The organism is Comamonas sp. w2-DMI, from assembly GCF_040187735.1.
GTDB classification, from domain to species: domain Bacteria; phylum Pseudomonadota; class Gammaproteobacteria; order Burkholderiales; family Burkholderiaceae_C; genus Comamonas; species Comamonas terrae.
Window position 1 is genome coordinate 101,453 of record NZ_JBANEL010000020.1, and the last position, 12,504, is coordinate 113,956.

Annotated in this window: 14 protein-coding genes; 3 read left to right on the top strand and 11 right to left on the bottom strand. The window is 61.7% G+C overall.

Annotated elements, in window-relative coordinates:
* Positions 1-3: 3 nt before the first annotated feature.
* Both V8Z74_RS19190 and V8Z74_RS19195 read right to left on the bottom strand, forming a co-directional pair.
* Complete coding sequence (locus V8Z74_RS19190) at positions 4-585, bottom strand: peroxidase-related enzyme (protein ID WP_066478563.1); 582 nt, start codon at positions 583-585, stop codon at positions 4-6.
* A 174-nt stretch (positions 586-759) separates the two neighbouring features.
* Complete coding sequence (locus V8Z74_RS19195) at positions 760-1,392, bottom strand: LysE family translocator (RefSeq protein ID WP_349710694.1); 633 nt, start codon at positions 1,390-1,392, stop codon at positions 760-762.
* 109 nt (positions 1,393-1,501) lie between these two features.
* On the opposite strand from V8Z74_RS19195, the gene V8Z74_RS19200 reads away from it, so the two are divergent.
* On the top strand, positions 1,502-2,467 hold the full coding sequence (locus V8Z74_RS19200; RefSeq protein WP_349710695.1) for a LysR substrate-binding domain-containing protein: 966 nt from the start codon (positions 1,502-1,504) through the stop codon (positions 2,465-2,467).
* 20 nt (positions 2,468-2,487) lie between these two features.
* Here V8Z74_RS19200 and V8Z74_RS19205 read toward each other — a convergent pair whose 3' ends face one another.
* Positions 2,488-3,396 (bottom strand): LysR family transcriptional regulator, encoded by a 909-nt coding sequence (locus tag V8Z74_RS19205; RefSeq protein WP_349710697.1) that lies wholly within the window; start codon positions 3,394-3,396, stop codon positions 2,488-2,490.
* Between the two features lie 151 nt (positions 3,397-3,547).
* On the opposite strand from V8Z74_RS19205, the gene V8Z74_RS19210 reads away from it, so the two are divergent.
* Positions 3,548-4,453, top strand: a complete 906-nt coding sequence (locus V8Z74_RS19210) for an alpha/beta fold hydrolase (RefSeq protein WP_349710699.1) — start codon at positions 3,548-3,550, stop codon at positions 4,451-4,453.
* A 41-nt stretch (positions 4,454-4,494) separates the two neighbouring features.
* Positions 4,495-5,022 (top strand): DUF6882 domain-containing protein, encoded by a 528-nt coding sequence (locus V8Z74_RS19215; protein ID WP_349710701.1) that lies wholly within the window; start codon positions 4,495-4,497, stop codon positions 5,020-5,022.
* 436 nt (positions 5,023-5,458) lie between these two features.
* On the opposite strand, the gene V8Z74_RS19220 is transcribed toward V8Z74_RS19215, so the two are convergent.
* Genes V8Z74_RS19220 through V8Z74_RS26305 form a run of 8 tightly spaced genes read right to left on the bottom strand, consistent with a single transcriptional unit; the run spans position 5,459 to position 12,449 of the window.
* Positions 5,459-6,319 carry an alpha/beta fold hydrolase gene (locus V8Z74_RS19220; RefSeq protein ID WP_349710703.1) on the bottom strand — a complete coding sequence of 287 codons (861 nt, stop codon included), beginning with the start codon at positions 6,317-6,319 and terminating at the stop codon, positions 5,459-5,461.
* 55 nt (positions 6,320-6,374) lie between these two features.
* On the bottom strand, positions 6,375-7,400 hold the full coding sequence (gene dmpG, locus V8Z74_RS19225; protein WP_349710714.1) for a 4-hydroxy-2-oxovalerate aldolase: 1,026 nt from the start codon (positions 7,398-7,400) through the stop codon (positions 6,375-6,377).
* Between the two features lie 18 nt (positions 7,401-7,418).
* The gene (locus V8Z74_RS19230) at positions 7,419-8,369 is read right to left on the bottom strand and encodes an acetaldehyde dehydrogenase (acetylating) (protein ID WP_349710705.1); all 951 of its coding nucleotides are present in this window, start codon (positions 8,367-8,369) and stop codon (positions 7,419-7,421) included.
* 21 nt (positions 8,370-8,390) lie between these two features.
* The gene (locus V8Z74_RS19235) at positions 8,391-9,329 is read right to left on the bottom strand and encodes a Bug family tripartite tricarboxylate transporter substrate binding protein (protein WP_349710707.1); all 939 of its coding nucleotides are present in this window, start codon (positions 9,327-9,329) and stop codon (positions 8,391-8,393) included.
* Positions 9,330-9,378: 49 nt separating this feature from the next.
* A complete protein-coding gene (locus V8Z74_RS19240; protein WP_349710708.1) occupies positions 9,379-10,356 on the bottom strand; it encodes a Bug family tripartite tricarboxylate transporter substrate binding protein in 978 nt (325 codons plus the stop codon).
* Positions 10,357-10,393: 37 nt separating this feature from the next.
* Positions 10,394-11,176, bottom strand: a complete 783-nt coding sequence (mhpD, locus tag V8Z74_RS19245) for a 2-keto-4-pentenoate hydratase (RefSeq protein ID WP_349710709.1) — start codon at positions 11,174-11,176, stop codon at positions 10,394-10,396.
* Positions 11,177-11,195: 19 nt separating this feature from the next.
* Positions 11,196-12,161 (bottom strand): 3-carboxyethylcatechol 2,3-dioxygenase, encoded by a 966-nt coding sequence (locus V8Z74_RS19250; RefSeq protein ID WP_349710710.1) that lies wholly within the window; start codon positions 12,159-12,161, stop codon positions 11,196-11,198.
* 3 nt (positions 12,162-12,164) lie between these two features.
* A complete protein-coding gene (locus V8Z74_RS26305) occupies positions 12,165-12,449 on the bottom strand; it encodes a hypothetical protein (protein WP_502879583.1) in 285 nt (94 codons plus the stop codon).
* Between the last annotated feature and the right edge of the window lie 55 nt (positions 12,450-12,504).

The window sequence follows — 12,504 nt, forward strand, 5'->3', positions numbered from 1 at the left end:
CTGCTATTTCTTCTCGCGCGGCACGCGGCCCATCAGGTAGAACTCGGGGTTGGGCTGCATGCCCGCGAAGCTGGCCATGCGGTTGGACAGGCCGAAGAAAGCGGTGATGGCCGCGATGTCCCAGATGTCCTCGTCGTCGAATCCATGGGGGTACAGGGCCTCGAAGTCCGCATCCGTGATCTCCTGGCTGTGCTGGCAGACCTTCATCGCAAAGTCCAGCATGGCGCGTTCGCGCGGGCTGATGTCGGCCTTGCGGTAGTTGACCGCCACCTGGTCGGCGATCAGCGGCTTTTTCTCGTAGATACGCAGGATGGCGCCGTGGGCCACCACGCAGTACAGGCACTGGTTGGCGGCGCTGGTGGCGGTGACGATCATCTCGCGCTCGCCCTTGGTCAGGCTGCCTTCCTCCTTGAGCATCAGCGCGTCGTGGTAGGCAAAGAAGGCGCGCCATTCGGCCGGGCGGCGCGCAAAGGCCAGGAACACATTGGGGATGAAGCCCGATTTCTCCTGCACCTGCTGGATGCGTTCCCTGATGTCCTGGGGCAGGGTGTTCAAGTCCGGAAAGGGGTAGCGCGCCTGGCTCATGCCTGTCTCCTGTATTGATGGAATCCGGCCAGAGCATGGCATGGCCGGCCGGAGCAAAGCTGTCGTCTGCGTTGCAGATGCTGCCGCTGATGCAAGGCCATGAGGCATGAAAATGGCCTCTGGCGCACTTCTGGAAAGCGCTGGAAGCTATGGTTTTTGAGGATTTCGCCACCGTCACTGCGGCAGTGCCGTGCCGATCAGCAGCATGCCCAGGCCCATGAGCACGCCGCCCAGGCTTTTGTCTATCCACGGGCGGATGGCCTGCACCCGGGTCTGCAGCGTGGGTGCGGAAAAGCACCAGGCCACGAGCGCAAACCACAGCACATGGGCGATGGCGATGAACAGGCCCTGTGCCAGCTGCGTGGCCACGGCCACCTCGGGCCCGGTCACCTGCGTGAACAGGCTGAGGATGAACAACGCCGTCTTGGGATTGAGCGCATTGGTCAGGAACCCGCGGCGCCAATGCCGGGCGGCAAGCCCGGGCGCTGGCGCGGCTGCGTTCGCAACTGCATCTGCATGGGCGGCAGCGCCGGCCTGGCGCCATAGCGCAAGGCCCAGCCAGACCAGATAGCCGGCACCCAGCCACTTGAGTGCCGAAAACAGCCAGGGCAGCCGGTGCAGCAGCACGCCCAGGCCCAGCAGCGTGTATCCCACATGCACGAGCACGCCGCAGCCTATGCCAAGGGCCACGAGCAGGCCCGCGCGGCGCGAGACCATGAGGCTGGTGCGCGTGACCATGGCGAAATCCGCGCCGGGGCTGATGACGGCCAGGGTGGTGACAAGAATGACGGTGGGCCAGGTATGCATGGAAAAAGTGATCTGGGTTCACAATATCTGCTGGCCTTTTCTGAAGAGGGAATGGCTGCAGCGCTTGATAGGAAAGAACTCTAGGCATAACACCGCTGTTTGAATAACGATGATTTCTCAAGAAAAAAGTGAGCTGGAATCACAATATGGCGATGCGCCGGACGCGCGGCGCCTGCCGTCGCTGGTGGCGCTGCGCTGCTTCGAGGCCGCGGCGCGGCTGGAGAGTTTCAGCCGCGCGGCCGACGAGCTGCACCTCACCCATGGCGCCGTGAGCCGGGCCGTGCGGACGGTGGAGGACGAACTGGGCGTGCCGCTGTTCGAGCGCAGGAGCCGCCGCGTCTACCTCAACGACCACGGCCGCGTGCTGTTCGACGGCGTGCACGCGGGCCTGGCCCGCATGTCCGAGGCGGCCGAGGCCGTGCGCCGGCGCGCGTCCCAGCGGCCGCTGCTGCTGTCGTGCGAGCCCACCTTGCTGATGCGCTGGCTGATTCCGCGCTGGGGCGACTTCCAGGCCCGCCATCCGCAGCACAAGGTGCATCTGGTGGCCGGCGGCGGCCCCGTGGACTGGGGCGCGGGGCTGGACCTGGCCATTCGCCGCAACGACTTCGACTGGGGCCGCACCACCCATGCCGTGCCGCTGTGCGCCGAGCGCCTGGGGCCGGTCTGCCAGCCGGACCAGCTGGCCCGGTTCTTTGAAGGCGACGGGCAGGGCCGCTACCGGCTGCGCGCCGATGCGCCGCTGCTGCACAGCAAGACGCGGCCCCATGCCTGGAGTGATTGGTCAAAACAGCAGAAAGCCCAGGCCTGGCTTGCGCCGGCAGCCGGCAGTCTGATGCTCGAGCATTTCTACCTGAGCCTGCAGGCCGCCGCGGCCGGCCTGGGCGTGGCCATGGGGCCGCAGCTGCTGGTGCAGGACGATGTGCAGGCCGGCCGGCTGGCCGCGCCGCTGGGCTTTGCGGCCGATGGCTCGCAATACTGCCTGCTGGCCCGCCAGCCCTGGGCCGGGGACAGTGCGGCGCGGCAGCTGTGCGACTGGCTGCTGGCGCAGATGGCGCAGACAAGGCCGCAGCCGTAGCAGCTGGCGGCAGGGGCAGTTCAGGCGCCGCAGTGTTTTTCGCCGCGGCCGAACCAGGCCTGCAGAAATTCCGACAGCGCCCGGATGCGCGCCGACAGCTCGCTTTGCGTGGCATGCAGCAGATAGATGTCGGCGCCCGGCAGCTGCCAGTCCGGCAGCACCTGCTGCAGCTGCCCGCCTGCCAGCAGCGGCGCCACGTCCCATAGCGAGCGCTGCAGAATGCCGTGGCCGTCCAGCGCCCAGAGCAGGGCGGTTTCGCCGTCGTTGGTGCTCATGGGGCCCGCGACTTTGACGCTATGCGTCTGCCCGTCCCGCTGCAGATGCCAGGTGCCGTAGCGCTCGTCGGCCTCGCGCAGCACGATGCAGCGGTGGGTGCCCAGCTCGGCGGGGCCGCGCGGCCGGCCGTGGCGCTGCAGGTAGGCGGGGGCCGCGCACAGCACGCGCCGGTTGCGCAGCAGCCGCCGGGCGGTGAGCCGCGAGTCGGGCGGATCGCCAAAGCAGACCATGGCGTCAAAACCCTGTTCCACCAGATGGACGGGACGCTCGGTCAGGTGCAGCCGGACTTCGATCTCCGGATACTCGCGCGCAAAGGCCGAGAGTGCCGGCGCCAGCCGCTTGCGGCCGAAGCCCAGCGTGCAGGCCAGGCGCAGCAGCCCGCGCGGTGTGCTGCGCGCACCGGAGACTTCGCGCTCCAGCGCATCGAGCGCCTGCAGCAGGCGCGTACCTTCGAGCAGATAGGTCTCGCCCTCGGGCGTGAGCCGCATGCGGCGCGTGGTGCGCTGCAGCAGGCGCACCCCCAGCCGCTGCTCCAGCAGGCTCAAACGCCTGCTGACCGCGGGCGGGGACAGGCCTTGCTCCTGGGCCGTGGCGGCCAGGCTGCCGGCCTGTATCAGTTGCTGGAAGAAGCGCAGATCGGAATAGCCGTCCATAAGTCCCCCGGATATGGCTGATTCTTCAGCTCAACTGAAGAATGAAATAAAAACTGGCGAATTATGTGTATCCGGCGCACTTCTATGATGGATGCCGCAGGCTCGGGCATGCCGGCCGTCGGCCGTTTACGCAGGAGAATCACGCACGACCATGGATGAAGATCTGTTTCCCGGCTTTTCCACTTCCCGCATCGCCGTGGCCGCCGATGCGGCGCTGCACGTGCGCACGGGCGGCGAAGGCCCGCCGCTGCTGCTGGTGCACGGCCATCCGCAAACCCATGCCATCTGGCACAAGGTGGCGCCCCGATTGGCCAGGCATTTCACGCTGGTGCTGGCCGATCTGCGCGGCTACGGCGATTCCAGCAAGCCGCAGGGCGATGCCGACCACGCCAACTATAGCAAGCGCACCATGGCGCAGGACCTGCTGACGCTGATGCAGACGCTGGGCCACCGCAAGTTCAGCGTGCTGGCCCACGACCGCGGCGCGCGCGTGGCGCACCGGCTGGCCATGGACCATCCGGACGCCGTGCGGCGCCTTGTCCTGCTGGACGTGGCGCCCACGCTGGCCATGTACGAGCAGACCAGCCAGGATTTCGCCACCGCCTACTGGCACTGGTTCTTCCTGATCCAGCCGCAGCCGCTGCCCGAGCGGCTGATAGCGGCCGACCCTGCCGCCTATGTGCGCGACGTGATGGGCCGGCGCAGCGCGGGCCTGGCGCCGTTCGATGCGCGGGCCCTGGCCGAATACATGCGCTGCCTGGCGCTGCCCGGCGCCGCGCACGGCATCTGCGAGGACTACCGCGCCTCGGCCGGTATCGACCTGCAGCATGAGCGCGAGGACCGCGCCGCCGGCCGAAAGCTGCTGATGCCGGTGCTCGCGCTATGGGGAGAGCAGGGCGTGGTGCACCGCTGCTTCGAGCCGCTCGAGGAATGGCAGAAACTGGCCGACGACGTGCGCGGCCGGCCCTTGCCCTGCGGCCATTACATTGCCGAGGAGGCGCCCGCGCTGCTGCTGGAGCAGGTGTTGCCGTTTCTCCAGGGGGAAAGCCAGGCCTGAATTGGCCGACAATCTGGTCCATTCGAGAAACTGGACAGCGAATGAGCGAAACCCCTTCCGCCGACAATACCGCCCCTGGCGCCGCTTGCGGCACGGCCACCGACTGGGCCGCCTGGAGCCGCGAGGCCGTCGAAACCATGATGCAGCGCAACGCCGAATGGCCGCGCCAGTTCGGCCTGCAAGGCTCTCCCGCCTACCGCTGGGACCTGGACAGCGCCACCCTGGTGTTCGAAGGCCCGCTGCACGAAGTCGTGGCCACCGTGTGCCTGGTCGGCACCACCAGCGACAGCGAAGGCAGCTTTCTGTGGAGCTGGGCCAACGAGGCGATTCCCCGGCAGCACGGCCAAGCCCTGGAAGTCGTGCACGACTTCGGCCGCGAGCACCATCTTGCCCTGCTGACCACCCCCCGCATCCAGGGCGGCCGCCCCGAAGCCACGGAATGCCTGTGCATCGCCGCCCGCCTGCAGCGCGCGCTGGGCACCTTCGTCGACAAGCAGGGCGATGTGACGCTGTACTTCACCATCCTGCATCTGCAGGTGGCGATGGGGGAGGAACAGTTGCCCAATTGAGGCGCTGTGGTGTGGATATGGAAAAAGCGCTCCAAGGAGCGCTTTTTATTTGGGTGAAGCGGTGTTTTCAACGAAGGTGTTGGGGTCAGCTACAAGGCTGTCTGCAGTCGCTCAATTTTAAGATGCCAATGACTGCTGATGGGCTACTGCCGGTTTCATCTTCCACCTTAACAAGGTGTCTTTGAAACCGGCAGCAGCCCATCATGTGGACCTTGAAGCCAAGCGCGTACACGACGACTTCATCCAATCCGTGTATGCCGCGGAATAGCGACTTCACGAACTCTGCCAGGCGGTATTGTCAAAGTACTCGGATTTCGATTTAAAAGCCACCGATCGATCCACGCTCAACGAATACTAGACTTGCAACGAGGCTGCGGAGAAAGGACTCAAGGCCGTGGTTATCAAGTTCCAACTTTCGGTGACTAGTTCCGCTTTATCAGCGTGCAAGGAAGTCTTGGACCATTTTGTTAAAGACTTCGGCGTGCTCCCACTGCGCCCAATGGCCGCACTGGCTGAATACGTGGAACTCAGAGTTGGGAATGCCCCAGAGCAAGCGCAAGCCTATGTCTAACGGCACAAAGCGGTCATCGCGGCCCCAAATGATCAGGGTCTTGGCGGTAATCTCGTGCAGGCGAGAGCCGTAGTCGCTGAATTGCTTGGGATTGATCTGGGCGCTCTTGACGAAATTTTCGAGATGATCGCGGCGGGCCAATATATTGGTCAGCCGTTGCTGGAACAATTCTTCCGTTAGGTTGCTGGTGTCATAGACAAACACGTTCATCATGCGCTTCAGGTTTTCTACCGTAGGGTCGCGGTACAGCGCACCGATGAGCTTGATGCCTTCGGCGGGCATGGGGACGATGGCGCTCGGGCCGCCAGTCCCACCTCCCATCAGGATGAGCTTGCCTACCATCTCGGGGTTGGCGAGGGCGAAGCCGACGGCGCTGTGACCTCCCATGGAGTTGCCGATGATGTGCACCTTTGCGACACCAAGAGCGTCCAATACGCCTTTGAGGCAGCGTGCATTTAGATCCGAACGAGAACCAGTGCTAACGATGGAATCGCTCTTGTTCCAGCCAGGGCAATCCAGGAGGATGACGCGGTAGCCTGCATTCACTAGTGGTTCGATATTGCGATGAAAATTGGACCAACCACTTGCACCTGGGCCAGAGCCGTGCAGCATGACCACTACTTCGCTGCCTGTTCCGACGTCGTTGTAGTGCAGTTGTAGAGGCTTGTTGTCTTCGGTGATTGTGACGAAGTGACTAGTGGATTGCTCTGTAAAAGGGGTGTTCATAAGCTATTTGGATGGAGCTGACATTTCGAGTAGAAGAACAGCAAAGGTGAAAAATTCAAGAATGGGCGGCCTTTTGGTGCAACAGATCTAGTGCAACGTCCACGATCATGTCTTCCTGACCTCCGACCATGCGGCGCTTACCCAGCTCCACCAGAATGTCCACGGCTTTGAGTCCGTACTTGGCTGCTGCGGCTTCGGAGTGACGCAGGAAAGAGCTGTAAACCCCGGCATAGCCCAGAGCCAGCGTCTCGCGGTCCACGCGCACCGGGCGGTCCTGCAACGGGCGCACGATGTCGTCGGCGGCATCCATGAGCTTGTAGAGGTCGGTGCCGTGGTTCCAGCCCAGGCGCTCGGCTGCCGCGATGAAGACCTCCAATGGCGCATTGCCCGCGCCGGCTCCCATACCTGCCAGGCTGGCATCCACGCGGTCGCAGCCTTCTTCCACCGCCACGATGGAGTTGGCCACGCCCAGGCTCAGGTTGTGGTGGGCGTGCATGCCGGTCTGGGTCTCGGGCTTCAGAATGTCCTTGAAGGCCCTGAAGCGGTCGCGCACATCGTTCATGCCCAGGGCTCCGCCCGAATCCACGACATAGCAGCAGGTCGCGCCATAGCTTTCCATCAGCTTGGCCTGTTGGGCCAGACCTTGAGGCGTTTGCATATGGCTCATCATCAAGAAGCCCACGGCTTCCATCCCCAGATGGCGCGCATATTCAATATGCTGTCTGGACACGTCTGCTTCGGTACAGTGTGTCGCCACACGTACCACACGCACACCGGCTTCGTAGGCCGCCTTGAGGTCATGGACGGTACCGATGCCTGGCAGCAGCAAGGTGGTGATCTTGGCGTGCTTGACCACGCTGGCCACGGCCTCAATCCATTCGAGATCGGTATGTGCGCCAAAACCGTAGTTGAAACTGGAGCCTTGCAGGCCGTCGCCATGGGCAACCTCAATCGAGTCGACCTTGGCCTCATCCAGTGCCTGGGCAATCTGCCTGGCCTGTTCCACGCTGTACTGGTGGCGAATGGCGTGGCTGCCATCGCGCAGGGTGACGTCGGAGATGTAGATTTTTTTTGTTCGGATTCATGATGTGTCGTCTCCTCAGGCAGCAACGGCGTGATTTGCCAGCATGCGTTCGGCCATGTGTTCCGCAGTGCGCAGACCGGCGCTGGTCATGATGTCCAGGTTGCCTGCATAGGCGGGAAGGTAGTGGGCCGCACCCTCGACCTCCAGAAAGATTGAGGTCTTCAGGCCCGTGAGCGCATTGCCTACGCCGGGGATGCGGATCGGTGCATCGAGGCGGTCGAACTGCACCTTCTGCTTCAAGCGGTAGCCCGGGACATAGGACTGAACAGCGGCAGCCATGCGCTCCACCGACTCGGCAATCGCCGCCTCGTCGGCCAGCTCGCTCAGGGTGTAGACCGTGTCGCGCATGATCAGGGGCGGCTCGGCCGGGTTCATGATGATGATGGCTTTGCCCTTGGTGGCCCCGCCCACGACCTCGATCGCCTTGGACGTGGTCTCGGTGAATTCGTCGATGTTGGCGCGGGTGCCGGGGCCGGCGCTCTTGCTGGCGATCGAGGCAATGATTTCGCCGTAGTGCACCTTGGCCACGCGAGAGACTGCTGCAACCATGGGAATGGTGGCCTGGCCGCCGCAGGTGACCATATTCACATTCGGTGCGTCCAGATGCGTTTCGCCGTTGACCACGGGGATGCAATAGGGACCGATAGCGGCTGGCGTCAGGTCGATCATGCGGATGCCGGGCTTGAGGCTGCGCAAAAATGCATCATTCTTCACATGTGCGCCAGCGCTGGTCGCATCGAAAACAAAATCGATCTCTGCAAACTCGGGCATGCGCGTGAGGCCTTCCACGCCTTCGTGAGTGGTGGCCACGCCCATGCGAGATGCGCGGGCAAGGCCGTCGGAGTTGGGGTCAATGCCGACCATGGCCCCCATCTCGATGTGCTTGCCATGGCGCAGGATCTTGATCATCAGATCCGTGCCGATATTGCCGCTGCCGATGATGGCTGCTTTGAGTTTGCGCGTCATAGCGTTTACCTTCGAAAAATATCAATCTATGGTGGCTCCGCTGGATTGAATCAGCGGTGTCCAGCGAGCAATCTCGCTCAGGATGAACTGCTTGAATTGGCCCGGGGTCTGCGGCTGCACCTGCATGCCCTGACTTTCAAAGCGTTTCTGTATCTCGGGGTCCCGCAAAGCGGCAACGAAAGCGTGGTTCAGTGTCTGGATCACCGTAGTCGGCGTGCCACTGCGTACGGCTGCACCAAACCAGACACCTGCATCCATTCCCTGAATGCCTAGCTCGGCAAGCGTGGGAACCTCCGGCAGCAGCGAACTGCGACGAGTGGCCGCAATGGCGAGCGCTCGGAGTTTTTTACCTTTGATCAGAGCTTCTGTAGAGCTGATAGGGTCGAACATGAAGTCGACCCTATTGGTCATCACATCTTGCAGAGCTGGGATGGAGCCCTTGTAAGCCACATGGAACATGCTGGAATCGCTTTTGCTGCGGAACAGATCTCCGAGTAGGTGACCGATGGAGCCCAGGCCCTGCGAAGCAAAAGTGAGACCTTGCTTGCTGGCCTTGGACAGGGCGATCAAGTCGTGCAGGCTTTTAATTGGACTGTTGGCAGCGACCACCAGTACCAGTGGTGAGCTGACTAGGGCCGTGACTGGTTCAAAGCTCTTGACTGGGTCGTAGGAGAACTTGCGAAACAGCGTCTGGTTGATTGCAAACATAGCTGTTCCGGCAACGTACACGGTATGTCCGTCGGTAGGCTGCTGTAGCACGGTATTGGCAGCAATCTGCCCGCCTCCACCAGGCTTGTTATCAACGATAACCGGCTTGCCAAGGTGTTGTGCCAAGTACTGGCCAAGCGCGCGGGCCATGACATCGCTGATACCGCCGGCAGAAAACGGTAGTACCAGTGTTATGGGCTTGCTGGGGAAGGTTTGAGCAGTGCTTAAACCACTGATTGATAAGCCGCTCAAGCCTAAACTGATTGCAAAAGAGTGCGACGCTGCAGCATATGTAACCCCTTTAATCGACCGAGGCTCCACTGGCCTTGATCAGTGGTCCCCACTTGGCGAGCTCGGTTCTCATGAAGTCTCCGAATTCGGCAGGTGTCGAGGGAAAAGCTTGCATGCCTTGATCAGCGAAGCGCTTGACCACCTCAGGGTCTTTCATGGCCTTATGTATAGCGTCGTTCAGGCGATCGATAACGGGTGAGGGTGTACCGGCTTTCACGACGGCGCCGAACCAGACGCCCGCATTGACGCCTGGCACTCCCATTTCAGCCAAGGTGGGAACACTTGGCATTTGGGGTGAGCGCTTGTCGGATGCAATCGCCAGGGGCTTGAGCTTTCCGCCGGCAATCATAGGGGAGGTAGTGATAACGGGGTCGAACATAAAGTCCACCTGACCGCCCATTACATCCTGAAGTGCGGGAGCGGAACCTTTGTAGGCCACATGGTTGAACTTGCCTCCGACCTTGCCGCGGAATGTTTCACCTAACAGGTGACCGATCGAACCGATCCCCTGGGAGGCGTAGTTCAATCCCCCATTGCGACTCTTGGCTTGAGCGATCAGTTCCTTGACGCTGGTTAGCGGGCTGTTGGCTGGGACGACAAGCACTAGTGGAGATGCGATCAGCGAGGTGACAGGGCTGAAATCCTTGAGCGGGTCGTAAGAAAAGCGACGAAATAGCGTGGGGTTGATGACGAACATCTCGGTTGCCCCAACGTAAAGCGTATGGCCATCAGCAGCTTGCTGGCGTACATAAGCTGCCGCAATCTGTCCTCCGCCACCTGGACGGTTATCGACTATGACGGGCTTGCCTAGTTGCTCACCCATCTTGCTCGCCAGAGCCCGTGCCACAGCGTCGGTGATCCCTCCCGCAGGGAAGGGGACGACCATCGTCACAGGGCGATTGGGAAAATTTTGGGACAGCGCAGGCACAGAGCCGCCCATGGCAAGGCAAGTGATACCTGCAGTTATGACGCTACGACGATTCCACATGTTTTGTCTCCTTGTTGTTGGGGTAGATGTAGAAGCCTTATTGGCCGAACTGGGCGCGGACGTGGCCTACGCCGCTGATGCATGCTTCGAACCGGTCGCCAGCTTGGACGGGAACCATCGGGCCTAGGGCGCCGGTAAGCACCAAGTCGCCAGCTCGAAGAGGCTGCCCAAGGCTGGCCAGCTTGCGTGCCAGCCATACGGCGGCGTTGAGTGGGTGCCCCAGACAGGCGGCGCCAGAGCCGGCGGAGGCAACCTCTCCGTTGCGTGTCATCTGCATTTCACAGAGCTTGAGATCCAACGTATTGAGCGAGCAGGGCACGGCTCCCAGAACGACCAGGCCACTGGATGCGTTGTCAGCTACGGTATCGATGAAGCGGATGTTCCAGTCGGCGATGCGACTGCCCACAATTTCGATGGCCGGCAGCACGTAGGCTGTGGCATTGATGACATCGACCAGCGTAGCGTCCTTGAGGTCGAGGTCTTTGGACAGTACCAGGGCGATTTCGGCTTCGACCTTGGGTTGCATAGTGCGAGACAAGGGGACGATTTCATCGTCGCCGTAGACCATGTCGGCAAACAAGGTGCCGAAGTCTGGTTGGTCTACTCCTAACTGCTTTTGCACCACCAGCGAAGTCAAGCCGATCTTGCGACCGATGATGCGGCGCCCTTGGCTCTGTGCGTACTGCACATTTGCCAGTTGCACGGCATAGGCGGTGTCGTTGTCCTTTATTTCTTCACGCAGCGGAGCGATCGGTGTGGCAGTTTGTTCAGCCAGGCGTAGGCGCTCGGACCAGACCTGGATTTGTGCGGAGGTATTCATGGAGGGAACGTTGTGAAGATCAAGAATGCATAAACATCACGCCATAGCCGGCGATCAGCGACGGAATGGCGCGGTAGGTCCGGACCGGGCAGGGCAGGGCAACGTCGGTGGGCAAGGCCGCACGTGCGACCAGCCAGGTTTTGGATTCATGGGCTGAATTGCCGGCTAGGGCTCCGATGGATGCTTCGCTCATAGCGCACAGCGCGTCTAGTTGCCCTGCCGCCATGGCTTCCATCCATTGCGCGTCCCATGCGGGGTTGAGCGGCTTCATCCAGCTATCGCCATTGGCTAGTGCCATGCCCGCCGCTTTGACACGCTCCGTTTTTAGATTGCGCTCCTGTACCGTGGGGGTGGAGCGGATGGTGATCCGCTCACGTACGGCGGGGTCGGGATGGGCCAGCGTCGGGACGGGCGGTTCGTGCGATAGTCCGCCGGAGCCAATCAGCAGGGTGCGATGAGGCAACTGATCCAGAAATCGACCAACGGCTTCACCGAGTTCTTTACAGCGTGTCATGCGAGGGATCCCCGGCTGAGCCACGGCATTCACGAAAATGGGAATGATGGGGGGTGTGAGCAGTTCGTCACACCACAGAAATTGCAGGGCTTGCGAAAAACCATGGTCTACCTGCATGCGCCTGGAGACCGCGATATCGAAATGCTGGTCCATCAGATAGTCGGCTAGTGCTATTGCTTCTTCTTCGGCCACATTCAGTGGTCCGGCGGGAGACAGGTAGTCACCAACGGCCGTCGCTTGGCTGCCAATGCAAAAAGGCGGCATGAGTTCGTTGAAGAAACCGTTGTAGTGGTCTGGTCCCAGCAGCACGATGAGTTCGGGCGCAAACTCGTGAACTGCTGCGCGCGCTGCTGCAATGGCACCATTGATCGCCTCCTGGTCGTCGTCATGAACGGGGTTGAGGCCCAGAAGCGGCGAATGAGACATGCCTAGAAAGGCTCTTCGGGCAGACGAGATCTTGGTGTGGCTCATCTTTTATGCCTCCAGCGGAGCGTGGAGTACACGGGCCATCTGGCGGGTGACTGCAGATACTTCCTGAGGCGAGGCCATTGCTGCCACAAAGCGATCCGGGCGCACAAAAACCACGGACTTGCCTTGCGCGCTGAACCAGTCCTTGATACGGCCTTGCTCATCGCCCAACGTCAATACACCGTCGCGTGTAGGGGTGGGAAGCTGCAACTGGCCTGTTGGCATAACTCGGATAAAGCGAGCATCCTGAATCGCCCCGGGTTTTGAGGAGGCTCCAACACTTGAGAAGATGGAGCTATGACCAAGTCAAACAAGTTCTCGCCCGAGGTGCGCGAGCGTGCCGTAC

Excerpts from the sequence above, each read along its gene's own strand:
- V8Z74_RS19250 (WP_349710710.1), bottom strand. The coding sequence starts at position 12,161 with ATGAGCCACACCAAGATCTCGTCTGCCCGAAGAGCCTTTCTAGGCATG.
- V8Z74_RS19200 (WP_349710695.1), top strand. The coding sequence starts at position 1,502 with ATGATTTCTCAAGAAAAAAGTGAGCTGGAATCACAATATGGCGATGCG.
- V8Z74_RS19220 (WP_349710703.1), bottom strand. The coding sequence starts at position 6,319 with ATGAACACCCCTTTTACAGAGCAATCCACTAGTCACTTCGTCACAATC.
- V8Z74_RS19205 (WP_349710697.1), bottom strand. The coding sequence starts at position 3,396 with ATGGACGGCTATTCCGATCTGCGCTTCTTCCAGCAACTGATACAGGCC.
- V8Z74_RS19195 (WP_349710694.1), bottom strand. The coding sequence starts at position 1,392 with ATGCATACCTGGCCCACCGTCATTCTTGTCACCACCCTGGCCGTCATC.
- V8Z74_RS19240 (WP_349710708.1), bottom strand. The coding sequence starts at position 10,356 with ATGTGGAATCGTCGTAGCGTCATAACTGCAGGTATCACTTGCCTTGCC.
- V8Z74_RS19230 (WP_349710705.1), bottom strand. The coding sequence starts at position 8,369 with ATGACGCGCAAACTCAAAGCAGCCATCATCGGCAGCGGCAATATCGGC.
- mhpD (WP_349710709.1), bottom strand. The coding sequence starts at position 11,176 with ATGAATACCTCCGCACAAATCCAGGTCTGGTCCGAGCGCCTACGCCTG.
- V8Z74_RS19210 (WP_349710699.1), top strand. The coding sequence starts at position 3,548 with ATGGATGAAGATCTGTTTCCCGGCTTTTCCACTTCCCGCATCGCCGTG.
- V8Z74_RS19190 (WP_066478563.1), bottom strand. The coding sequence starts at position 585 with ATGAGCCAGGCGCGCTACCCCTTTCCGGACTTGAACACCCTGCCCCAG.
- V8Z74_RS19215 (WP_349710701.1), top strand. The coding sequence starts at position 4,495 with ATGAGCGAAACCCCTTCCGCCGACAATACCGCCCCTGGCGCCGCTTGC.